This is a genomic window from Pseudomonas sp. GL_139_B (assembly GCF_057834475.1).
Map to the genome: position 1 here is coordinate 2480158 of NZ_CM174403.1, position 23465 is coordinate 2503622.

Consider the following 23465-nt stretch of genomic DNA (forward strand, 5'->3'; position numbering starts at 1 on the left):
AGAAGTGTTCTCTATGCCCATAACAGATGCTCTTAGTATCGCGCCAGTTCGTCGCGTAGCAAATGAGCCGCCTAAAGAATTAACTCGAATAGCGACAGGGCTAGCAAGTACGAGAAATATCGGCGATAGCCTTCAACTTAAAAATCAAGTAACAAAACCCGTTTCTGAAGGGGTAGCGACCGGCGTAAGTCAGGTCATGGATCGTTACCTTGCGCAGGAAAAAATAAAACTCAACCATACCGAAACAATGCCCCATACGTCTGTACAAGCACCTGCATCTCATGTCACCGGGTCAGTTCATGGTCAGGCAGCTGTAGCAGGTGCAGCCACTTCTTCCCGTGCCAGAGCTATTGATGCAGAGTTCGCTCCTAAAGCGGAGCCCGTGCGCATTGGTATAGAGTTGGAGGGTGTAGGCACCGTGCAGACGACGTGGGGGAAGAAATCGCATGAAAGGATGATGGTGAAGGACAAGGAAGAGAACTTTCATGATGTGTTCAAGCGCACGCCCCTGGTTCGTTCGAATAGCTTCGAGGGCAGCGTCAGTCGTGGCGTTTATATTGTTCCTGAGGACGTTGATAAAACTTACGGCACTTTTGGGCCCGCAGAGCTGGTTTCGGCCCCGCACTTATTTGATATATCCAGCCTGAATCACCTGCGTAACTCCGTGAAGAAAGCTTTAAGTAGTGGCGATAGCCCAATGCGAGGCCGTACACAAGACGCTGTCCTGCATGATCCTCGCCTGGACTCCAGCGATGATTTTAATGCGGCGCAAATGACAGCCTCCACGCGCTGGGGCAAGAGCAACATGACCAAGGCCTCCGGCAGTCTACAGACCACCATGGGGGTTGCCGTAGGCAAGCTCCTCAGCGACGCAAAAGAAACACGCATTCAAACAGTCGAGTTGCTGATCGGTGATCCCGAAAAACGGCAGCGCACAAGGGATTTGCTGTTAGGTGCCATCTGCATAGAACAATGTCTCACGGGGAAAGGTGGCCCACTTGAGGCTTACGCCCCTCAATCCGAGGGTATTCGTCTCGCTGCGTTTATGCACCTCATAAACTTCTTCGGCCCCAATGAGAAAGCCGAATGGGGCAAAGATAGCTTTGGCGCCCACTTCAAGGGGAATTCATCCTTCGTCGGCTGTGGTGTGGCCGACTCCAATGACATTCTTAAGCTCGCACTGCAACTACCCGGCACGAAAGATAAAGCCACACTCATGACGGAGATAGTTGCCAAGATGAAAGAGAATGGACTCAACGAATGGGTTTCGAAGGGAATAGCCAGCAGAAAATTTGATCTGGAAAAAATGGGCCAACCAGGACTTTCCATGCAAACCACTCAAGAGGATTGGTACTCCATCCCAAACTTCCTCCAAAAGTCGCAACTGTATACCGTGGTGGAGTCCCGCGAGAAAACGTCGAATCTTAATCAAAAGATGGTTGGCTTCTTGAATGGGAATGGCGATTTGGATTCAACGCATTTGCACAAAACTCTGAGCAATATAACCCAGAGCTCAAAGTAAATTATCCGATATCTAGTCTGAACCCATCGCTGGTGAATGCTACATTGCCGGCCTACCTGCCTGGTCCCTGCGAGAGGAAGCTGATCCGTGTCTGCTCATCCATTGGTGTTCAACAGACCCTACCGCGCCTTCCTGTTCGATATGGACGGCACCGTGCTCAATTCGATCGCCGCCGCCGAGCGGATCTGGACCCTCTGGGCATTGCGCCACGGGGTGGAAGTCGCGTCCTTCCTGCCGACCATTCACGGCGTCCGCGCCATCGATACGGTCAATCGCCAGGGGTTGTCGGGGCTTGATGCCGAAGCTGAAGCGGCGTGGATTACCCAGGCGGAAATCGAGGACGTGGAAGGCGTCGTCGAGGTCCGTGGTGCGGCGGCTTTCCTACAGTCCTTGCCGACCGGTCATTGGGCAATCGTTACTTCCGCACCTAGGGCATTGGCCTTGCGCCGGATGGCGGCGGCAGGGATTCCCGAACCTGCTGTCATGGTGACAGCCGAAGATGTCAGCGCCGGTAAACCCGATCCTGCGGGGTATCGGCTAGCGGCGAAACGGTTGGGTGTTGAGGTGACGGAGTGTTTGATATTTGAAGATGCCGCGGCGGGGATTCTGGCGGCGGAAGCGGCGGGGGCGGATTTGGTGATTATCACCGAGACGCATGAGCATGCGATTCAGACGCCGCATGCCACGCTGGCCAGTTATCAGTCGGTGACCACATCCGTCGATCCCGACCACCATCTGCGCCTAATGCAAATCTAATGTAGGAGTGGCTAATAGAGTCCGGGAATCAGCCGCCAGGTATTGGCGCAATAACTGTCGTACTCACCGCCAAACTGCGCCCTCAACAACGCTTCTTCCGCGTGAATCCGCGCAATCAATGGCATCACTGTCAAAGCCGCCAGTAACAGCCCGACACCCGAACGAAACGCCAGCGCCCAACCCACGGCAATTACCAACATTCCCAGGTAGCTGGGGTTGCGCAGGCGTCGATAAATCCCGTCAGTGACCAGCCTGTGCCCCGGTTGAATCGCCACCAACCCGCTGAAACGCTTGCCCAGCACAAACACGGGCCACAAGCGTAGCGCGCCGCCAGCGATGAACAGTAATGCGCCGATCCAGCGCAGGCCTTCACCGCCGAAGGTCCAGACGTCAATCCGGTCGGTGTAGGCGGGCAGGAACCCGCTGAGTAATCCAATCACCCCGAACGCCGGAAGCACCCAGCGATTGGCCCGGTCTTCACGCTCGCCGGAACTGAGATTGACCTCGCTGAATAGCGACGCGACGGTCATCACCACGGTCGCCAAGGCAACTACCACCAGCGGCGCATGTGCAAAAAATGCCGCAAACCCGCCCAATCCCCACACCGCAAGACCGAGGTAGGCGAGGGTGCCGACGATGGCGAAAAACGCCAGTTTGGGCGAGATTTTCATGAGCACCTCGTGATGAACAATGACCCTTTTCAGTTTAGAGGCCTGGTGTTGCTCACGCGTTCAACTCAGACCTGGCATTGCGCCGAATCACCTGCGGCGGTTGGCCGAACGCCCGGAGGAAGGCTTCGCGCATGCGGCGCCGGTCAATGAAACCGGCCTCGGTGGCGATCTGATCGAGGGTCAGGCGCCCGCGTTCGAGCATCTGCCGCGCCACCTCCAGTCGCAGGTTTTCGACGGCCTTGGCCGGCGTCTGTCCGGTCTCGGCGCGGAAACTGCGGCTGAATTGCCGCGGGCTCAGGCGTGCCACGTCTGCCAGTTGTTCCACCGATAGGGGCGAGGCCAAATGTTCGCGGGCATAGCCGAGAACGGTCTGGATGCGGTCAGATTTTGGCGCCAGTTCGAGCAACGCTGAATGCTGGGACTGGCCACCCGCACGTCGCTGATACATCACCAGTTTCTGCGCCACGGAACGCGCCAGTTCGGCGCCGTGATCCTTCTCGACCATGGCCAGCGCCAGGTCGATGCCGGCGGTCATGCCGGCCGAGGTCCAGATCGAGCCGTCGACCACGTAAATGCGGTCTTCCTCCACTTTGATCAAGGGAAACCGCGCTTGCAACTCCCGAGCATAGGCCCAATGTGTGGTGGCCCGCCGTCCATCAAGCAGGCCGGCCTGGGCCAACACGAACGCCCCGGAACAAATCGATGCCATCCGCCGTGCTGTGCTCACGCTGTCGCGCAGGTAGGACAGCACGCTGTCGGGCGCCTGTTCGATGATGCAATCGCCGCCGACCACGATGACGGTATCGAACACTTGTGCACCGAACGCCTGGGTCCCGACACTTAACCCCCCGGAGGCGCGCAGTGTGCTGCCATCCTCGGAGATCACGCTGACGTCATACAGCGCCTCACCGGCGCTAAAGTTGGCGTACTCGAACACCGGCATGGCGGCCAGCGCCATGGACTGGAAACCCTCGAACACCACAAATGCCACGCTAGTCATTGCCAGACCCTCAAAAGGACATGTCCTGAAAACGTACTTTAAACGTCATTTGAGACAAGCGTAAGCGCCTTTATAACGGTTCACACCGGGCGAACTGTTCGCCTCACTGTGAAGGAAACTCAATCATGGCTCTCTCATCCAAAGGCACTGCACTGATCACTGGCGCTTCTTCGGGCATCGGCGCGGTGTATGCCGACCGTCTCGCCCGACAAGGTTACGACCTGATTCTGGTCGCCCGCAGCCAGGCCAAACTGAACGCACTGGCGAACCACCTGAGCAACGAAACCGGACGAGCGGTGGAAGTGGTCGCGGCCGATTTAAAAGTCAAAGCCGATGTGCTGCGGGTCGAGCAAATTCTACGTAACGACGCCAGCATCTCCTTGCTGGTCAACAACGCCGGTGTGGGCGCGGTCATGCCGCTGCTTGGCAGTCCGGTCGATGAGATGGAAGAGATGATCACCCTCAACGTCACCGCGCTGATGCGACTGGCGTACGCGGCGGTGCCAGGTTTCGTTGCGCGTGGCACCGGCACCGTGATCAACATTTCGTCGATTGTTGCGTTTGCACCGGAAGTCCTCAACGGTGTGTACGGCGGGACCAAGGCTTTTGTGCTGGGCCTGAGCCAATCGATGCACCGCGAACTGGCGGATAAAGGCATTCGTGTCCAGGCGGTACTGCCCGGTGCGACGGCGACCGATTTCTGGAACGAGGCCGGCAACCCGGTGGAAAACCTGCCGCAAGAGATCGTGATGTCGGCGCAGGACATGGTCGACGCGGCGCTGGTGGGCTTGGCGAAAGGCGAAGTGGTGACCGTTCCGAGTCTGCACGACGGTGAACAGTGGGACCGTTACGAAGCTCAGCGTCAGACCCTTTTCGGGTTGTTCGGGAACTCCAGTGCCGCTCCGCGCTATCGCTAAAACGGGGGCCGAGGGGCAGGGTGAACTAAGCTTGGATAAGAAGGGTTCACCTTTGGGACACCCGCGATGCTGCACATCAAAACGCCGTTGATTCTGCATTGGGGTCTGTCGACCCCGACCCGACGGATCTGGCTCAAGATGGAAAACCTGCAACCCAGTGGCTCGTTCAAGCTGCGTGGCATGGGGCTGCTGTGCAGTCAGGCCAAGGCGCAGGGCAAACGCCGAGTCGTCTGTCCGTCGGGTGGCAATGCCGGTTTTGCCACCGCTATTGCCGCTGCCCACCTGGGGCTGAGCGCCTGCATTGTGGTGCCGCACACGACCCCTGAGACGACCCGCGCCCGGATCCGCAAAACCGGGGCCGAGGTGATTGTTCACGGCAAGGTTTGGGACGAAGCCAATCAACGGGCAAAAGAACTCTCGCAGGACGCGGACACCGAATACGTGCCAGCCTTCGATCACCCGGTGTTGTGGGAAGGGCACAGCACGCTGGTGGATGAAGTCCTGGAAGTCTGTCCTCAAGTCGACGTGATAGTGACATCAGTGGGCGGCGGCGGTTTGCTGGCGGGCATCCTCACAGGGTTGATTCGCCATGGCCGCACAGACTGCCGGATCATAGCCTGCGAAACCGAAGGTGCCGCGTCGTTTACAGCTGCTGTGGAGGCCGGGCATCCCGTCAGGCTGCCGCGCATCGATACCGTGGCGACCTCGCTGGGCGCGGCACAAGTCGCGGCCTGGCCGGTGCAGCACATCCGCGAATTTACGCACCAGTGCGTGGTGCTCAGCGATGAGGATGCAATTATGGGCGTGGTTCGTTTCGCCAGTGACATGCGCCAGTTGGTGGAGCCGGCGTGCGGAGTTTCACTGGCGGTGGCGTACCTGGACCATTGCGCCATAGCGGATGCACACGACGTGGTCATCGTGGTGTGTGGCGGGGTGAGTGTCAGTGCACAACTAGTCGCCGGCTGGGCACGCCTGGCCGGTAGGCGAGCGAAGTAGGGCTGGACACGCTATCCACATGTCACAGCCCCAGCGCTGTTTTTTCGACTTTCATTCATCGGCCGGCGGCATCGCCTTGCTGGATCAATATGGCCCGAGCCAGCTCTTCGTCGCTGGCGTTGAGGCCAGGGTTGTCCTGACGAATTTTCTTCAACACCGACTCCAGATAAACCCCGCGAATTTCCCCGCCACTGGCAACGAAGCTGGAGGCGTCATCCTGAGCGGGAATCATCAGTTTCTTATCTTTGAACGTCGAGTACAGCGAGGCTGAGACCCCGGCTGAAGTGGCAACATCTTCCGCATCCACTTTGGCCATAGCTGACCCGAAAGGTAAACACAGCATCAGGGAGGAGATAATAATCAGACGGCGCATGACGGTGTCCTCTGAAAGCGTGAAGCAATTAGGAAGTACCTCTAAGGTTAGGATGCGCGGCGATCGCCAAGAGTTCCGTTCGCCGCACTATCCTCAAAATGCAGTGCTCTGTGATAGCTGCCGAGACTGCGGGCTGCTCTGTTAAAGCAAGGGAATGCTGTAGCTCACAATCAAGCGGTTCTGGTCCTGATCGCGGGACGCCTCGCTGTTGGATTTACCATTACGCCATCCGAATCCGATATTTTTCAACGCGCCGGACTGAATCACGTAGTCCAGCGCAATGTCCCGTTCCCACTCCTTCTGGGTAGCGCCGGAGGTGGTCTTGATATCGTCCCCGCTGAGGTACATGACGGACGCTTTCAAACCGGGCACTCCCTGGGCGGCGAAGTCATAGGCGTATTGACCGAAGGCAGTGCGTTCGCCCGCGCGGGTGAAAGTTTGAATCAGGCGGTCAGTGTACAGATAAAGACTGGCACCGCCGGCACCCTTGTTTACCAGGCTGCCCTGATTGAGCTGCGTGAAGTTGCTGGCGCTCGACACGCTTTGGTAACCGGCGGTGACGGCGTGGCCACCCAGGGTGTAAATCAGCGCGGCGCTCCAGGTCTTGTTGTCGATCTCGCCATCATTGCCTTGGGTATAGCCACTGATTTTGTAGCCTGGAGTGCCCGAGCTGTTTGCACCGGATGAATCGGTGTTGAAGTAGCGCAAGTCGGTCTTCAGCGATTGACCGTCCGAAATAGCCAGTGTGTGGATCAGGCCGAAAAACTGCTGGGTATAGTAGTTGTCCAGGTGGGCGTAGTAATACTGGGCGGTCAGGTCGTTGGTGATTTTCCAGTCGCCGCCAGCGAAGTCGAATGCATTGCTTTCACGGGTGCCGCCGGTAGCGGCCAACCCCGTCTGATCGGTTGAGCCCCGACCGGTGGCGTGTTCGATTCGCCCTCCGGTGAAGGTCAGATCCTTGAATTCGCCCGAGGTGATCTGACCGCCTTCAAAGGTTTGCGGCAGCAAGCGTCCGTCGTTGAACACCAGGATGGGCAGCTTCGGCATCAGCGTGCCCAAGCGCAATTCGGTTTTCGAAACCCTGGCCTTGCCGGTCACCCCAAGCCGGCTCCACTCGCCGACAGCGCGGTTATCCGTGTCGGAAGGAATCATGGAGCTGCCGATATGCCGACCTTTGCCACTGTCCAGCGTGATCCCCAACAGTCCCAAGGCATCGACGCCAACACCGATCATGCCGTCGGTGTAGCCCGACTTGTAATCAAGCATGAAACCCTGCGCCCACTCCTCGGTTTTCGAAGGCGGGGCCGTGCCGTCACGATTGTCGTTGTTGAAGTAGTAATTTCTCAGGCCCAAGGTGGCTTTGCTGTCACTGAGGAAGTCAGCGTGTGCCTGGGTGCTCAGTGCAATGGCGCCCACTGCAATGGTGACAGCCGTTTTTTTGCTGCTCATGTAAATCGCCCCGTTTTTTGTCGTTTGAATGTGGGAGCGGACGTGTCCGCGCATGCTGTCGATCAGACTCAAGGGCTCCCGCAATGCCTGCGGGAGCTCGATTCTCTTGGGTCAGATCCCCAGCACATTGGCGCCGATGCACGGGTCGATCCCGCGCTCCAGACGACGCGGGTGAACGATCACGGTAAGTTCCATGGAGCCCGTGGTGACGTCAAAGTCGAGAATGTGGCCGCCGTAGGCTTGAAAGGTGGCGTCACCGGCAACACCGTGCATGTGGATGGAGGGTTGATCGTTTTTCCAGGCCACGGAGCCGGTCACACTGGCCATCTCGACACTGTTGAAGGTCTTGGCATCGAATTCCTTTTTGTCCTTGTTCCAGAAGCCGAATTTGACGTTGCCGAATCCGATACCGCTGATGGACGCGCTCGGGATTTTTTCGGCGATGGCCAGTTTGGTCAGTTCCTTGAATGCGTTGTCGCCCATACGCAGCACCATGAGGTAACCGGTCGCGGTTTTGGTGTAGCGCGGGGTGGCTTCAGTTGCGCATTGCATGGGTGTTGTCGTCGCAGTTGGCTGGGTTTCGGCAATGGCCGCGGTGTTGAGCATCACGGCGGTAGTCACCGCCAACATCAATTTCGACAAGCAGTGTTTAGGGTGAAGTTGAACGTGCATGGGACTTCCTGGGTTTTTTGTTGTTGTGGGTTACAGCGTTTTTTGGGACGAGCGTGTCCAACGCCTATCGGTGATAGGCGGCAGAGTTGTTGTTAACAGTGGGTGTTAGTTACAGCGCTTCACGACTACTGACACCGTCAATCAGTCGGTTGATGCCCAGCGGATTGGCATTCCTGAGTGCTTCCGGCAACAAACTATCGGGGCAATTCTGGTAACACACGGGGCGCAGGAAACGATCGATCGCCAGCGTCCCCACCGAGGTGCCGCGCGCATCCGAAGTGGCCGGGTACGGCCCGCCGTGCACCATCGCGTCGCAGACTTCAACGCCGGTGGGATAGCCGTTGAACAGCACGCGTCCGACTTTTTGTTCCAGCAGCGCCAGAACCTCGCCCAAGGTGTCGAGTTCGGTGTCTTCGACAATCAGTGTGGCGGTGAGCTGGCCGCGCAAACCGTGCAAGGCCTGGAGCAATTGGGCGTGATCGGCGACTTCGACGACGAGGGTGGCGGGCCCGAAAACCTCTTCCTGAAGCAGCTCGTCGCCGTTGATCAACAGACTGACATCGGCTTTGAACACTTGCGGCTGCGCCTGATTGCCGGTTTGTGTTGTGCCGGCCACGTGGGTCATCCCCGGATTGGCGTGAAGGTTTTCCAGGCCGTGGCAGTAACTTTTTAGCGCGTCGGCATTGAGCATGGTTTGCGCGGGTTGTTCGCCCATCAGTGCGGCAAAGCGTTCGAGGAATGCGCTGAATTCAGGCGAACGAATGCCCACGACCAGGCCGGGGTTGGTGCAGAACTGGCCCGCACCCAGCACCACGGAGGCGCTCAGCTCGGCAGCGATTTTGTCACCGCGCACCTTGAGCGCTTCGGGCATCAACAGCACCGGGTTGATGCTGCTCATCTCGGCGAAGACCGGGATCGGCTGTGGCCGCGCCGCTGCCATGTCGCACAAGGCCCGACCGCCGCGCAAGGAGCCAGTGAATCCGACGGCCTGAATCGACGGGTGTTTGACCAGTGCTTCACCGACGCTGCCGTAAAGCAGGCTGAACACGCCATCGGGCATACCGGTTTTTTTCGCCGCGCGGGTGATCGCATCGGCAACGTAATCGGCGGTGGCCATGTGGCCGCTGTGGGCCTTGAACACCACGGGGCAGCCTGCAGCGAATGCTGATGCGGTGTCGCCACCCGCAGTGGAAAACGCCAGCGGGAAGTTGCTGGCACCGAACACGGCAACCGGGCCGAGACCGGTGCGGTACTGGCGCAGGTCGGGGCGGGGAAGGGGTTGGCGATCCGGCAGGGCTCGGTCGATGCGAGCGCCATAGAAATCGCCGCGGCGCAGCATCGTGGCGAACAGGCGCATCTGGCCGCTGGTGCGGGCTCGCTCTCCTTGAATGCGCCCGGTGGGCAGGGCTGTTTCCCGGCATACGAGAGCAATGAAGTCGTCGTCCAGCGCCTCAAGTTCGGTGGCGATAGCGTCCAGGAACTGCGCGCGTCGGGCAGCGGACAGGTTGCGAAAAGTCGGGTAAGCGCTGGCGGCAGCTACTGCGGCGCCGTCCACTTCATCCAGCGTTGCTTGATGAAACAGGTAGGGCAATGCTTCGCCGGTGCTGGCGTCATGGCTTTGCAGCGTATTTGTACCTTTTGCCGAGCGTGCGCCGGCGATGTAGTTGTGGCCTGATACTTCAAACATGATTGACTCCTGTTGAGCGGTTCAAATCGGATCAAGTGAGGCGGTAGATTCGTCGGGCGTTGTCATGAAACAAGGCCAACCGATTGGCGCGGGAACGGTCGCGGACGATGGTTTTGAAACCGTCGAACACTTCGCTCAGGCTGTTCACCACGCCATCGACCGGGTAATTGCTGGCAAACATGCAACGGCTGGCCTCGAAGATCGAAATCGCGTCGTTCACCACCCGCCGGTTTGCCTCGACGGGCCATGCCTGGCCGGGGATGCAAATACCGGAAATCTTCAGGGCGACGTTCGGCTCCCGTGCCAGTAGCGCGAGGTTTTTGCGCCAGCCGGCCAGACCGTCCACCGAGCGATCGGCCGGCAACCCGGTGTGATTGACCACAATGGGCACGTCGGCAAAGTCCCTGGCCAGCTCGGCGGCTTCCGGTAGATGCCACCAGGGCGCCTGCAACTCGAAATGCAGGCCGTTTTCTGCCAGTTGTGCATACCCCTCACGCCAGCATGGATCGCGCATCGAGCCGGGCGCCGCAAAATCTTCCTGCCATGCCTCACGACTGGTCACTACAGGTTTGTGGCGCACGCCGCGAACCAGCGGATGCGTGGCGTACTGCTGCAACAGGGTTGAAGCGTCGTCGCGATCCAGCCAGGCCTGCGCCACCATGGCGGCCAGCGTCGGTTCGGTGCGCGCCAGGGTCTCGACAAAACTCACTTCGTCGGCCGGCGTTGCCGGGTCCCATTCGCCCTCGATGACCACCGTTTGCACAATGCGATGGTTGCCCATCAGCCGACGATAGTCATGGGGCAGAAAGTTGCGGCAGATCGACGAGTAATCGCCGTACCGAAAGGGCCGCAACGGGCGATCGTTCAGCCACGGGTAGTAATGCTGTTCGATATCGAAATAATGCTGGTGGGCGTCGACGATGGGTAAATCCGCGTCTTCGCCGCTGGCCAGAAAGCGCGCACGCCAATCGATGGCATAGACGTTATTCATGGGGTTGCTCCAGGCGATAGAAACGGCTTGCATTGCCCGCCAACACGGCTTCCTGCACGGCCCGTCCGTGTGGCGCCAGCATCGCGGCGACGCCATCGGCAATCGTGTCGTAGGACGCGCGCAATCCGGCGACCGGGAAGTTGCTGGCGAACATGCAGCGCTCGGGGCCGAAGATTTCCAATGCGCTCAGCACCACGATTCGGTTATCGGTGTAGTTCCAGGGCGAGTCTTTCAGCCCGAACTCCGAGAGCTTGATGTGCACGTTGGGTTGCATGGCCAGGGCTTCCAGACCTTGACGCCAGCGGGTCATGCCCTGCGGACTGCGATCCCAGGCGAAACCGGTGTGATTGAGCGCGATCTGGACTTGAGGAAACATGGCCGCGACTTCAGCGGCCTCGACCAGATGCCACGGCGGCACGCGCAGATCCCACGACAGGCCGTGCCTGGCCAGGCACGAAAAGCCTTCCAGCCATTTCGGGTCTTGCATGGTGCCCTTGGCACCGGCTATCGAAACCTGCGGCGATACTGAGGTCACCGGTTTGGAACGTATGCCTTTCACTAGCGGCCGGGCAGCCTGTGCCGCGAGAATCTCCGCGCTGTCCTCACGATCGAACCAGGCATGCGCAACGATGGCATTCGGGAAGCCGAAACGGGCGTTGACCTGCTCCAGCCAGCGGGTCTCGGCAACCTGTTCATCGCGAGCACGTTCAGCCTCGACATGCACCGTGCCCACCAACCGTTGTCTGTCGGTCAGGGCGAGAAAGTTTTCCGGCAAGAAGTCCTGGCAAAGGCTGCGATAGTCACCGAGGAAAAAATCCTCGTGATACTCGTCCTGCAGCCAGGGATAACGACCATTGCCCAAGTCCCACAGGTGGTGGTGAGCATCGACAATCGGCAGCGCATTTTCGGCAGCAAGGTTGGGCAAGCCGTTGCGTTCGTGCAGCGTGATCATGACGGCGTCCCTGCTCAGCGCGACGCGGCGAATTGGGAGGGGCTGAGCACGCTGTCTTCGACTTCTCCGGCGACGGCGGCCTCGGCTTTGGCCTGAACGCGGCTGCGCAATTTGGCGACGTTCACCACGACCCGGGTATGGGCCGCGGTGGCCACTAGCTCGACGTCATCGCGCACTTCGACATTGAAGGTAACGCTGCGCCCCTCAACCCGGGTAATGGCGGCGACAATGCTCACCGACATGCCCAGCAACGTGGCACCGACGTGGCGGATATCAACCGCCGCGCCCACGGTGTTTTCACCGTCATCAAGGTAGGTCAGCAAGTAATCGAGGCAAGTCTGCTCGATGTCGTCCACCAGCCGGGGCGTGGCATAGATGCGCAAATCCTCTCCCAGAAAGGAAATGGTGCGTTCCTTGTCGACGATCAGTTGGCGTTTGGTGGCGTTGCCTGTTTCCAGTGTCGAGAAATTCATAACAACCTCGTGATTGAGTGTGTGTTGAGTCAAAGGGTGATCAGCGAGTAGGCAGGAAACCAATGGAGACCCAAGGCACGGCGATCAGCACTGCCAACGCCACAACCAACGCGCCGAGATACGGCCAGACCCGGCGCATGGCGCCGCTGGGGTCGACCTTGGCGATCGCGCACGCGGCATAGAAGCCCACGCCAAACGGCGGCGCGAACAAACCCAGGCCCATGGAGAAAATCGCGACCATCGCGTAGTGCACGTCGTTGATGCCCATGGCCTTGGCAATCGGAAACAGCAGCGGCCCGAACAACACGATGGCCGGGATGCCCTCCAGGAAGCTGCCGAGGAGAATGAACGCCACGGCGGAGATGATCAGGAAACCCATTGCGCCGCCCGGCACCGTCGACATCACCTGCGCCAATTGATGGGAGAAGCCGGACTGGGTCAGCGCCCAGGCCATGGCAGTCGCGCTGCCGATGATGATCAGGATCGCGCCGGACAGCGAAGCGGTGCTGACCAAAATCGGGTAAAGGCGCCGCCAGTCAAAGCAGCGGTAGCACAACAAACCAACGATGAAGGTGTAGGCCACACCGATGGCGGCGACTTCCGTAGCGGTCGCGACACCTTCAACCACGGCGGCGCGGATCACGAAAGGCAGGGCCAGTGCGGGTAACGCGACCAGCAACGAGTGGCCGATTTCCTTGCCTGACGCGCGCTTGCCGGTCGAGGCGTCACGCTTGCGGTTTTTCCACCAGACCACGGCCGCCATGGCAATCGCCCCGACGACTGCCGGCATGAAACCGCCGGTGAATAACGCGGAGATCGATACGCCCGTCACCGAGCCGATGGTGATCAGTACCAGGCTGGGCGGAATGGTTTCCGACATCGCCCCGGATGCATTGAGCATGGCGACCAGTTCGTGTTCATCCTCACCGCGTTTCTTCATTTCCGGAAACAGCGCCGGGGCGATGGCCGCCATGTCGGCAGCCTTGGAACCGGAAATCCCGGAAATCAGGTAAATGGCGCCGATCAGCACATAGGACAGACCGCCACGCACATGGCCGATCAACGAGCACAGAAAGCGGATCATTGCGCGGGCCATGCCCATCGCCTCGATCAACGCACCCAAAAACACGAACAAAGGAATGGCCAGCAGAATCAGGCTCGCCATGCCTTCGTCCATCCGCCCGACGACCAGGGTCATCGGCGTGCTGGTCATGGTCGACAGGTAGGCCACCGTCGCCAGGCCGAACGCGACCATGATCGGCACGCCAATGACGATCATCGCCATCACGCCAATCATGAAAAAGATCACCAGATTCCAGTTGCCCATCAGCAGCATCCAGCCTTCGGCCACCCATAACAGCGCGGCCAGGGAGGCCAGCATTGCCACTGACACCGTAAAGTCGATCAGCCGAGCATGGGTTAACAGTCGCGCGATACAGGTCATCAGCATCAGGCTCAGACCGATCGCGATGGCCGACACACGAAACGCATTGGGGATTTCGAGGGCGGCCGTCGTGATGATCCACTCATCGCTGACGTACTCCCAGGCCGGCGTGAACAACAGCCCGATGAACGTGATCACAATCACCGCGCCCAAGGTGTCGACAAAGGCGCGTTTTACCGCAGGCAGATGCCCGATGAACGAGGTCAGGCGCATGTGCTCGCCCCGACGCATCGCCACCACTGCACCGAGCATCGCCAGCCACAGAAACAGCAGCGAGGCGAGTTCATCACCCCAGACGATGGGCTGATTGAGCACGTAACGGGAGAACACGTTGCAAAACAGCAACGTGACCTCGATGACCACCAGCAATGCTGCGCTGCCTTCGGTCAGCCGGCGCAGCCCCGTGTCCAAAGCACGACCCAGGCGAAACGAGGCTTGATGGGGGCTGAATCCTTCAGCGGGAGAAACATCCGTCATTGGGAGTTCGCTTTTCATGACCTTGTCTCCGGCTTAGGACAGTTGACCCGCGTACTGCTCGAGCAAGCCCCAGGCTTCGGCGCCGTATTTTTCCTTCCACTGGGTGTAGAAGCCCTTGGATTGCAGATCTGCCCTGAATAATGAACGGTCGACTTTGTTGAAGGTGATGCCATGGGCAGTCAGGGATGGCTCCAGGCTGGAGTTGAGGTCGATGACCTGCTGACGCTGGACCAGCGCGGCAGCGTTGATATGCCGGGAGACGATTTCCTGCACGTCCGCCGGCAGTTTTGGGAAGGTCTTGCCCGACGCGACGATCCAGAAGCCACCCCAAATGTGGTCGGTCATGGAGCAGTATTTCTGCACTTCATAGAAGCGCGCGGACTCGACCACCACCAATGGGTTTTCCTGGCCATCGACGACTTTGGTCTGCAAGGCCGAGTAGGTCTCGTTGATGCTGATGCCGGTCGGGGAGGCGCCGAGTGCGCTGAACATGGAGGTCCATAGCGGGCTGACCAATACACGCAATTTGAAGCCGGCCAAGTCTTGCGGGGTATTGATCGGTCGCGTCGAACTGGTGATCTGGCGGAAGCCGTTGTTCCAGACTTTCTCCATCGGGATCAGGCCGACTTTCTCGGTCTTGGCGCGCACGTGTTCGCCGAGCTTACCGTCCAGCGCAGCCCAGACACTGTCGTAGTCCTTGAACGCGAACGGCATGCTTTCAATGGACATGGCCGGCACCAGCGTGGAGAGAATCGCACCTGGCAATGGAATGAAATCAATGGCTCCGGCGCGCACCTGGGACAGCATGTCGGTATCGCCGCCCATGGCGCCGTTGGCGTACACCTGCAGATCCACCGCACCGTTGGTTTCGGCCTTGATGGCTTCGGAAGCGGCCTTCATCTGTTTGTTCAACGGATGGGTGTCGGGCAAGCTGCTGGTGTAGCGCAACACAATGGGTTTGGTCGCGGCGAAGACGCCGGAAGGCAGCAGGTTGGCAGCAAATGCGCCGCCCACGGTGACGCCGGCGGACACTAGAAATGATCGGCGGCTGACAGCCTCGGTCAAGATACGGCTCATGATGTTTACCTTCTTGTTTTTGTTTTAATAAAAAACAGCGAATCAGTTAAGTGAACGCTGCTCCTTGTGGGAGCGAGCCTGCTCGCGATGAGGTCGTCAGACTCGATATCTTTGTTGACTGACCCACCGCATTCGCGAGCAGGCTCGCTCCCACAGGTTTGCGTTACGCCAGTGCCACGACGGCCTGGGATCGAATCAACTCGTCGATTTCATCGTCCGCGTAACCGCTTTCTTTCAGCACTTCGCGGGTGTGTTCGCCTAGCAGGGGAGCCGGGCGACTGGCGGATGGCGCAGCGTTGTCCATGTCGGAGAAGTGAATCGGCAGTCCCATGCCACGCACCCGGCCTTCGGTGGGGTGTTCGGTTTCCACGACCATGCCGCGCGCCTTGGTTTGCGGGTGATCCAGTGCTGCCGCTACATCGAGGACCGGCCCGGCAGGCAGGCCGAGGTTGTCGAACAGCACCATCCATTCATCCGTGGTGCGCGCGACCAGCACTTCATTGAGGATTTCCACCAGGGCCAGACGGTGCTCCATGCGCAACGCGTTGCTGGCGAAGCGTGGGTCGGCTTTGAGTTGTGGAACGGCGAGTGCCTCGACCAGTCGTTCGTAGTTGGCCTGGTTGGCGGCACCGATGTTGATCCAGCCGTCCGCCGTGCGGAACACCTGATACGGCGCGCTGGTGGAGTTGGCCGAACCCATTTTTGGCAGGAGGGTGCCATCGGCAAAATATGCAGCCGCCGGCCAGTACATTTGTTGCAGACCAGCTTCAAACAGCGAGGTATCGACCATCTGCCCGAGACCGGTTTTCTGTTTGGCGGCGTAGGCCGCGCAAATGCCAAGCGCCGCGAGGATGCCGGAGTTGATGTCGGCCACCGGCGAACCGGCCTTGACCGGCTCGCGCCCGGCTTCACCAGTCATGCTCATCATGCCGCTCATGCCCTGGGCGATCAGGTCGAAGCCGCCTTTGTCGCCGAACGGCCCGCTGCGTCCGAAGCCGGAAATCGCGCAGTAAATCAGCCCTGGGTTGAGGGTTTTCAGGGTTTCATAGCCCAGGCCGAATTTCTCCATGGTGCCGGCGCGGTAGTTTTCCGTGACCACATCGGCGTCCATCAACAGGCGGCGCAACACGTCGCGTCCGCCCTCGGTTTTGAGGTTCAGGCCGATGCCGCGCTTATTGCGATTGACCACCATGAACGAGGCGGATTCGCCACTGGCCATGATTGGCGAGAAGCGGCGTGAATCATCGCCGTCCGGGACTTTCTCGACCTTCACCACATCAGCACCCATGTCGGCCAGCATCATGCCGCACACCGGTCCGGACATGATGTGAGCCAGTTCTACCACGCGCATTCCTGTCAGCGGTCCCATGTCATTTCCCCTTGAATTGTGGTTTGGCTTTCTCGATGAAAGCGTTCAGGCCGATCTGAAAATCTTCGGTGTCGTAGCAGAAGTAACTGGTGTCGACCTGCAAGGCGGTGGGTGCCATGCCGGCCTCAAGCTGACGTGCGGCCTGGCGATGCCAGCGGGCAACGAGGGGCGCGCCGTTGATGATGCGTTTGGCGGTGGCAAGGGTTTCGGATTCGACTTCGGTATCTGCCACGACGCGGGTGACGAGGTTTTTCACGTAGGCATCATTGGCGTCGAGAATGCGGCCTTCGAGAAGGATCTCCAGGGTGGTCGAGCGTCCAGCCAACGCCACCAGACCAGCCATTTCGTCATACGACATGACCAGCCCGAGTTTGCCGACTGGCGCACCGAAGCGGCTGGAGGTGCCGCAGATGCGCAGATCGCATAGCGCAGCGATTTCCAGGCCACCGCCGACGCACACGCCGTGGATCATCGCGATCACTGGGTGTGGGCAGTCGGCGACCGCGCGCATCGCCGCCGAGGTGACCCCGGCATAGTCCCGGGCTTGCGCCTGATTGGCGCGCACGCTCGCAAACTCGCCGACATCGGCACCGGCGGCAAAGGCCTGTTCACCTGCGCCGCGCAACACTACGCAGCGCACGCTGAGGTCGGCGGACAATTCGGTCATGACGTCACCCAGGTCCTGCCACATGGACAGGGTCAGGGCGTTCATTTTTCCAGGGTGGCTGAGGGTGACGATGGCAATGGCGTCTTGCCGTTCGATAAGGACGGTGGGCTTCATGATTGTTCCGCAAGCGTCGGCTAGGCCGACGATGCGGATGCCTCCTGATTTATTGTTGTTGGACTGCGGTTGCTTACAGCGATTGTTCGAGCATCGACAGGTAATCCGCGGGCGATGCTTCGCGGGGATTGGTCTTGTGGCTGTGGTCGTGCAATGCACCTTCAACGATGCTGGCAAACAGGCTTTCGTCGACACCGATCTCGCTCAGGCGGGTGGGCAAGCCCAGGCGTCGGGTCATGTCTTCGATGGCCGTACCGATATTGGCGCCGGCTTCCAGGCCCATGGCGTGCCGCAGGCGTTCCAGCTTGCGTTCGTCGCGAACGGTGGGCGCGTTGGCGTTGAAGTCCACGACGGCGGGTAGAAAAATCGCGTTCAAAGTGCCGTGGTGCAGCTTCGGATTAATCCCGCCCAAGGCATGGGACAAGCTGTGCACGCAGCCCAGTCCTTTCTGAAAGGCCAGCGCGCCCTGCATCGACGCACTCATCATGTTCATCCGGGCTTCCCGATCACCCGGTTCGGTGGTGGCGCGCTCGATGTGTTCCCAGGCGCGCCACAAACCATCAAGGGCAATGCCGTCGGCCGCAGGATTAAAGGCCGGCGCCATGAACGTCTCGATGCAATGCGCGATCGCGTCCATGCCGGTTGCGGCAGTGAGCATCGGTGGCAAACCGAGGGTCAGTTCCGGGTCGCAGATGGCCACGCGAGGCACCACATACGGTGAGATCACACCCACCTTGCGGCCATCATCGAGGATCAGGATGGCGCCGCGGCCGACTTCGCTGCCGGTGCCCGCGGTGGTGGGGATGGCGATCAGTGGCGCGGTGGCCGCGGTGATGCGATCCAGCCCGCCTTCGATCACTGCAAAGCTTTGCAGAGGGCCGTCATGAGTGGCGCAAACCGCGACGCCTTTGGCCAGGTCAATCGAGGAGCCACCGCCGACCGCGATGATCCCGTTGCACTCGCCAAGGTGGTAGTGCGCAACGGCTTCACGCACCGCGTGTTCGTTCGGGTTGGGCGGAGTCGCATCGAAAATCGTTGGCGTACGTGCAGCGCCGAGGGCCGCGACGACCTTGTCGACGATGCCGGCATTGCGCACGCCGATGTCAGTCACAATCAATGGCCGGGTAATACCCGCGCGCTCGGCTTCGGCGGCCAGATGAGCAAGGCTGTCGTAGCCAAACTGGATTTTAGTGACGTAATTGATGAGGGACATGATTCACCACAAGTTATACAGGATTGTTGTTGTTGCAATCGGTTGGGGGCAGGAGAACTCTCGCTGTCGGGTCAAACCCATTGCATTGCCTGGTTGTGGGGTGGACTATAGGGTCGTCGTGGCTAGCCTCGATACTGACAACTTTCGATACCTCTATAACTTTTAGTTAATCCAGATGACGCCATCACTGAACTCGATCATGTCCCGCCTGCACATCAAGCAGCTTCGCTTGTTGATCGCTCTTGATGAACACGGCTCGTTGCTGGGGGCGGCCAAACAGGTCGCGCTGACACAGCCAGGCGCGAGCAAGGCGCTGCAGGAAATTGAAACCACCTTTGGTACTTCGTTGTTCACGCGCACCAACCGCGGGCTTGAACCGAACGACGCCGGACGCTCCGTCATCCGCTACGCTCGCTTGATCCAGACCGACCTTGCGCACCTGCGCGAAGAGATCATCGGCATCATGCGCGGGGAGGGTGGGCGTGTGTCGGTCGGCACCATCATGGGCGCCGTACCGCTGCTGACCACCGCAATCAGCCGCGTGATTGCCGACCATCCGAATCTGTCGATCGAGATTGTCGAAGACACCAGCGCCGCACTGCTGAGCCAGCTCGACGCCGGGCGCCTGGACCTTGCGATCTGCCGTACCACCATCAGCACCACCCCCTATTTGTATGAAAGCTCGATCTTCGTGGAAGAAACCCTGGCGGTGATCGCCAGCATCCAGCATCCATTCGCCTATGCCAGGCAATTGACCCTCAAGGACCTGGTGGACTACCGCTGGGTGGTCTATCGCGCCAACATGCCCATGCGGTTATTGCTGGAGCGGGAATTTCACGAGGCGGACCTGCGGTTCCCGGTGCACTTGCTGGAAACCACTTCGGCGTTTGCCACACTGTCGCTGCTCCAGGAAAACCCGACCCTTGTTGCGCTGGTGTCGACCGACGTGGCGAAGTTCTGCTCCGGTTACGGCTTTACCACCACGCTGCCGCTGCCCATTACCTCGCGCAGCGAACCCTATGAGCTGGTATCACGCAAAGGCGTACCTGATTCCCCGGCAGCTCGGCTGTTGCGGCAAGCGTTGTTGAATCTCGCTTGACCCCAGTCGGGTGCAACAGGCGGTCGGGATAGTGCCTGCGTCTTGAGGTGAGCATTCGTGCAATTCAGGCAAATTTGATTTGCGGCAGACGCGGTATTTGAAGGGAGTCAGTTTCGTAATAATTGGCGCAATTTTGCCTAAGGCATTCGAACGGTAAGGAGCATCGTCATGGAATTGGGAATAGCGGGTCGCTGGGCAATTGTCTGCGCGTCCAGCAAAGGTTTGGGGCTGGCGTGCGCAAGGGCCTTGGCGAAAGAGGGCGTCAACCTGGTGATCAACGCCCGCGGCAACGAAACGTTGCAGATCGCCGCCGATGAGCTGCGCACCTTGGCTCCGACCATTGAAGTGCGGGCGGTGGCAGGGGACATCAGCGAGGCAACGGTGCGTGAGCAAGTGCTGGCGGCGTGTCCGCAGGTGGACATTCTGATCAACAACGCGGGTGGTCCTCCGCCCGGAGACTTCCGTGACTGGCAGCGCGAGGATTGGCTGAAGGCGCTCGATGCCAACATGCTCACGCCTATCGAGTTGATCAAGGCCTGCGTCGATGGCATGGCTGAACGTGGTTTCGGGCGCGTCGTCAACATCACGTCCGGTGCGGTGAAGGCGCCTATCGATGTGCTCGGGTTGTCCAACGGTGCCCGCAGCGGGCTGACCGGTTTTATCGCCGGGCTTGCGCGGCAGTCACGATTGGCTGGGCACAATGTGACGCTCAACAACCTGCTGCCCGGCCCGTTCGAGACCGAGCGCTTGCATAAAACATTGAGCGCCGCCGCTCAGGCCAATGGGATTGATATCGAGCAGATCAGCGAGCTGCGCCGCAAAAACGTTCCGGCTCAGCGTTTTGGTAATCCCGATGAGTTCGGCGCGTACTGCGCATTCATTTGCAGTGCCCAGGCCGGTTTTCTGACCGGGCAAAATCTGTTGTTGGATGGCGGCAGTTATCCCGGTACGTTTTGAGAGGCCGTCAGACGTGAAAGGAGCGCAGGGCAGGTGAGCGTCGATATCGAATGCGTGGTGGTCGGGGCTGGTGTGATCGGGCTGGCGGTTGCCAGGGCGTTGGCCCGGAGCGGGCGCGAAGTGATTCTGATCGAAGCCGGTGAGGGAATCGGCGTGGGCATCAGTTCGCGCAATTCAGAGGTGATCCATGCCGGCATCTATTACCCGACCGGCAGTCTGAAAGCGCAATTGTGCGTGGAGGGCAAGCAACGCCTCTACGCCTTTTGCGCTGAGCGCGGCGTCGGTTACCAGTGCCTGGGCAAGCTGATTGTGGCCACGGATGACAGCCAGTGCGCGGCTTTGCAAGCGTTGCTGGAGCAGGGGCGGCGTAATGGCGTCGGTGATTTGCAATGGCTGGACGGGTTGCAAGCCCAGACGCTTGAACCGGCGCTGTCCTGCATCGCTGCGCTCTGGTCGCCCACCACCGGGATTGTCGATTCCCATGCCCTGATGCTGGCGCTTCAGGCCGATGCTGAAGCGTCGGGCACTTCGGTTGCCTTTCACACACCGCTGGCGTCCGCATGTTGCACCGGACAAGGATTCGAATTGCACACGGGTGGCGCGCAGCCGATGACTTTGAGCTGCCGCGAGTTGATCAATTGCGCCGGATTGTCCGCGCCTGAGGTGGCGAGCCGGATCGAGGGCTTGCCGTCACAGCACGTTCCAACGGTCCGGTTATGTAAAGGCAGCTATTTCAGCTACAGCGGCCGGGCGCCGTTCCGGCATCTGGTCTATCCGGCGCCGGAAAGTGCCGGGCTGGGTGTGCACATGACCCTCGACCTTGGCGGTCAAGCGCGCTTCGGCCCGGACGTCGAATGGGTCGATCACATCGATTACCGTGTCGACCCGCGCCGGTCCGAGGGTTTTTACGAGGCCATTCGACGTTACTGGCCCGGTCTGCCCGATAACAGTCTGCAACCTGCCTACAGTGGCATCCGCCCGAAAATCAACGGCCCGACCGAACCCGCTGCCGACTTCACTATTAGCGGCCCGGCCGAGCATGGCGTGCCGGGGCTGGTGAACCTGTTCGGCATCGAATCACCGGGCCTGACCAGTTGCCTGGCGCTGGCGGATCGGGTGGTAGAGCGCCTGACACCGCATTCCTTGTAGCCGCTGGCGAGGGTGCCGGTTATCAGCCTTTGCGATGCGGCCCACCGATAGGGCTATGCTTTGCAGTGCGCCCCATCACCATGGGAGATCTCTCATGATCAACGTACGCACTGCCCGCATGCTTGCCGATTACATGAACTGGGCCGACCAGCGCCTCTTTGACAGCCTGGCCGCATTGCCGGGGGGGGAGGTCAGTAAAGAACGCGTGTCGGTGTTCAAAAACATGATCGGCACCCTGAATCACATCTACGTGGTGGACTGCATCTGGCAAGCTCACCTCGAAGGCCGAGGGCACGGCTTCAAAACTTCCCATGATCTGTTGCATGCCGACCTTGCCGAACTGCGCATGGCGCAACGGGAGATCGATCACTGGTACTGCGACTGGAGCGAACGGCAGACCGAGGCGTCGCTGGATAAACCCGTCGAGTTTTCGTTTGTTTCGGGCGAAAGCGGCACCATGAGCGCCGGCGCGATACTGATGCACGTGGTCAATCACGCCAGCTATCACCGTGGCTGGGTGATCCAGATGTACTTCGAAATCCCGGCCATGCCACCGGTCACGGACCTGCCGGTGTACCTGCGCGAGACCCAATCGACAGCGTTCACGTCGCCGCATGCCCGGGCAGTGGAACCGCCATGTGCTGTGCAATTTTCGAACGCAACCAGCGTTCTGCCGGATCGTTATCGTTGACGCCGATACCGTTGCTCAAGCCCGAGCGGATCATTAAACGGCGATGTTTAACACACATCTCCAGACACTCTGCGAGGCTACACAACCTTGCGCCGTTGCCTACGACTGCGCCAGAATCCGCCGGCTTGTGCGCCCTGGGCCGGGACTTTATCGTTTGCGGGTCGCTGACAAATCAGCGATCGGATTTGACCGTCCGACTCAATCAAGGCGTACCAGTGTTTAAGAAAAGCTTCAGGCTTTTTGCGGTGGCTGTGTGCGGGACACCTTCGGGTGTGCCGGATACCTTGATTTCCGGTCGGTCAACCCGCGTACAGTTGCCACCTTGATTCGTTTGACCGCGGACGGTGGCGGCGCCACAAATCAAACAGTTTCACAGTGTTCAAGATCACACCCAACCCACCAGAAACCGATACCGACGACGTTTCCCCCTACGATTCCACCGATTCCAAAAAACTCAACACCGCCGCCGACCGCGCCCTCGACTACTACCTTAAACCGGTCATCTCCAAAGACACACCGCGCAAACCCAGCACCATCTACTTCATCGGGTCTACCACCGATAACGAAACGTTGCTGGTCAACGCCTTTGAGACGTTGGCATCAGCGAGTGTGATGTTGAGCGACTTCGCGGGGCAACTGAACGGCCCGCAGCGCCATACCCTGCTGAGCATTTAAAACTCCGGCATGTTGGGCGAACTGGCGGTGAACCGGATGCTGGATAAAGTCGATCCGCAAAGCTAATGCCACAA

At 59.7% G+C, this 23465-nt stretch carries 22 protein-coding genes and 1 pseudogene; 9 read left to right on the forward strand and 14 right to left on the reverse strand.

Translation table 11 applies throughout. The features are described from left to right. The first annotated feature begins 13 nt into the window (after positions 1-13). On the forward strand, positions 14-1522 hold the full coding sequence (locus tag AC3ISI_RS11475; protein ID WP_489337044.1) for a hypothetical protein: 1509 nt from the start codon (positions 14-16) through the stop codon (positions 1520-1522). 87 nt (positions 1523-1609) lie between these two features. After that, positions 1610-2278 carry an HAD-IA family hydrolase gene (locus AC3ISI_RS11480; protein WP_489337045.1) on the forward strand — a complete coding sequence of 223 codons (669 nt, stop codon included), beginning with the start codon at positions 1610-1612 and terminating at the stop codon, positions 2276-2278. 11 nt (positions 2279-2289) lie between these two features. Here AC3ISI_RS11480 and AC3ISI_RS11485 read toward each other — a convergent pair whose 3' ends face one another. Together AC3ISI_RS11485 and AC3ISI_RS11490 are read right to left on the reverse strand one after the other, a co-directional pair. Beyond that, positions 2290-2949 (reverse strand): methyltransferase family protein, encoded by a 660-nt coding sequence (locus AC3ISI_RS11485; RefSeq protein ID WP_489337047.1) that lies wholly within the window; start codon positions 2947-2949, stop codon positions 2290-2292. Between the two features lie 52 nt (positions 2950-3001). Further along, positions 3002-3949: a GlxA family transcriptional regulator gene (locus AC3ISI_RS11490; RefSeq protein ID WP_489337048.1), complete on the reverse strand. Its 948-nt coding sequence runs from the start codon at positions 3947-3949 to the stop codon at positions 3002-3004. 125 nt (positions 3950-4074) lie between these two features. On the opposite strand from AC3ISI_RS11490, the gene AC3ISI_RS11495 reads away from it, so the two are divergent. Together AC3ISI_RS11495 and AC3ISI_RS11500 are read left to right on the forward strand one after the other, a co-directional pair. Then, positions 4075-4866, forward strand: coding sequence for an SDR family NAD(P)-dependent oxidoreductase (locus tag AC3ISI_RS11495; RefSeq protein WP_489337049.1), 792 nt, complete (start codon positions 4075-4077; stop codon positions 4864-4866). 66 nt (positions 4867-4932) lie between these two features. Further along, positions 4933-5862, forward strand: coding sequence for a pyridoxal-phosphate dependent enzyme (locus tag AC3ISI_RS11500; RefSeq protein ID WP_489337050.1), 930 nt, complete (start codon positions 4933-4935; stop codon positions 5860-5862). Between the two features lie 55 nt (positions 5863-5917). Here AC3ISI_RS11500 and AC3ISI_RS11505 read toward each other — a convergent pair whose 3' ends face one another. The 12 genes from AC3ISI_RS11505 to AC3ISI_RS11560 form a co-directional block, all read right to left on the reverse strand. Beyond that, on the reverse strand, positions 5918-6235 hold the full coding sequence (locus AC3ISI_RS11505) for a DUF2388 domain-containing protein (RefSeq protein ID WP_489337052.1): 318 nt from the start codon (positions 6233-6235) through the stop codon (positions 5918-5920). Positions 6236-6376: 141 nt separating this feature from the next. Next, a complete protein-coding gene (locus AC3ISI_RS11510) occupies positions 6377-7684 on the reverse strand; it encodes an OprD family porin (RefSeq protein WP_489337053.1) in 1308 nt (435 codons plus the stop codon). A gap of 111 nt (positions 7685-7795) precedes the next feature. Then, on the reverse strand, positions 7796-8356 hold the full coding sequence (locus AC3ISI_RS11515; protein ID WP_489337054.1) for a PPC domain-containing DNA-binding protein: 561 nt from the start codon (positions 8354-8356) through the stop codon (positions 7796-7798). 109 nt (positions 8357-8465) lie between these two features. Further along, complete coding sequence (locus tag AC3ISI_RS11520) at positions 8466-10043, reverse strand: aldehyde dehydrogenase (NADP(+)) (RefSeq protein WP_489337055.1); 1578 nt, start codon at positions 10041-10043, stop codon at positions 8466-8468. Between the two features lie 31 nt (positions 10044-10074). After that, on the reverse strand, positions 10075-11034 hold the full coding sequence (locus tag AC3ISI_RS11525) for an amidohydrolase family protein (RefSeq protein ID WP_489337056.1): 960 nt from the start codon (positions 11032-11034) through the stop codon (positions 10075-10077). Next, positions 11027-11986 carry an amidohydrolase family protein gene (locus AC3ISI_RS11530; protein ID WP_489337058.1) on the reverse strand — a complete coding sequence of 320 codons (960 nt, stop codon included), beginning with the start codon at positions 11984-11986 and terminating at the stop codon, positions 11027-11029. Before AC3ISI_RS11530 ends, AC3ISI_RS11525 begins: the two co-directional genes overlap by 8 nt. Positions 11987-12000: 14 nt before the next feature. After that, positions 12001-12459: a thioesterase family protein gene (locus tag AC3ISI_RS11535; RefSeq protein WP_489337059.1), complete on the reverse strand. Its 459-nt coding sequence runs from the start codon at positions 12457-12459 to the stop codon at positions 12001-12003. Positions 12460-12499: 40 nt separating this feature from the next. Further along, positions 12500-14398 (reverse strand): TRAP transporter large permease, encoded by a 1899-nt coding sequence (locus tag AC3ISI_RS11540; protein WP_489337060.1) that lies wholly within the window; start codon positions 14396-14398, stop codon positions 12500-12502. 15 nt (positions 14399-14413) lie between these two features. Beyond that, complete coding sequence (locus AC3ISI_RS11545) at positions 14414-15457, reverse strand: TRAP transporter substrate-binding protein (protein ID WP_489337062.1); 1044 nt, start codon at positions 15455-15457, stop codon at positions 14414-14416. A 163-nt stretch (positions 15458-15620) separates the two neighbouring features. Beyond that, the gene (locus AC3ISI_RS11550; protein WP_489337064.1) at positions 15621-16826 is read right to left on the reverse strand and encodes a CaiB/BaiF CoA transferase family protein; all 1206 of its coding nucleotides are present in this window, start codon (positions 16824-16826) and stop codon (positions 15621-15623) included. A gap of 1 nt (position 16827) precedes the next feature. After that, on the reverse strand, positions 16828-17607 hold the full coding sequence (locus AC3ISI_RS11555) for an enoyl-CoA hydratase-related protein (RefSeq protein ID WP_489337066.1): 780 nt from the start codon (positions 17605-17607) through the stop codon (positions 16828-16830). A 73-nt stretch (positions 17608-17680) separates the two neighbouring features. Then, a complete protein-coding gene (locus AC3ISI_RS11560) occupies positions 17681-18820 on the reverse strand; it encodes an iron-containing alcohol dehydrogenase (RefSeq protein WP_489337068.1) in 1140 nt (379 codons plus the stop codon). 175 nt (positions 18821-18995) lie between these two features. Between AC3ISI_RS11560 and AC3ISI_RS11565 the strand changes: the two genes are divergently transcribed. From AC3ISI_RS11565 to AC3ISI_RS11585, 5 genes and pseudogenes are all read left to right on the forward strand, one after another. Then, the gene (locus tag AC3ISI_RS11565) at positions 18996-19919 is read left to right on the forward strand and encodes a LysR family transcriptional regulator (RefSeq protein ID WP_489337069.1); all 924 of its coding nucleotides are present in this window, start codon (positions 18996-18998) and stop codon (positions 19917-19919) included. Positions 19920-20087: 168 nt separating this feature from the next. Beyond that, the gene (locus tag AC3ISI_RS11570) at positions 20088-20876 is read left to right on the forward strand and encodes an SDR family oxidoreductase (RefSeq protein WP_489337070.1); all 789 of its coding nucleotides are present in this window, start codon (positions 20088-20090) and stop codon (positions 20874-20876) included. Between the two features lie 33 nt (positions 20877-20909). Beyond that, positions 20910-22025, forward strand: a complete 1116-nt coding sequence (locus AC3ISI_RS11575; protein WP_489337071.1) for an NAD(P)/FAD-dependent oxidoreductase — start codon at positions 20910-20912, stop codon at positions 22023-22025. A gap of 94 nt (positions 22026-22119) precedes the next feature. Then, positions 22120-22716: a DinB family protein gene (locus tag AC3ISI_RS11580; RefSeq protein ID WP_489337072.1), complete on the forward strand. Its 597-nt coding sequence runs from the start codon at positions 22120-22122 to the stop codon at positions 22714-22716. 375 nt (positions 22717-23091) lie between these two features. Further along, positions 23092-23457 (forward strand): annotated as a pseudogene (locus AC3ISI_RS11585) (DUF6124 family protein). The last annotated feature ends 8 nt before the right edge of the window (positions 23458-23465 follow it).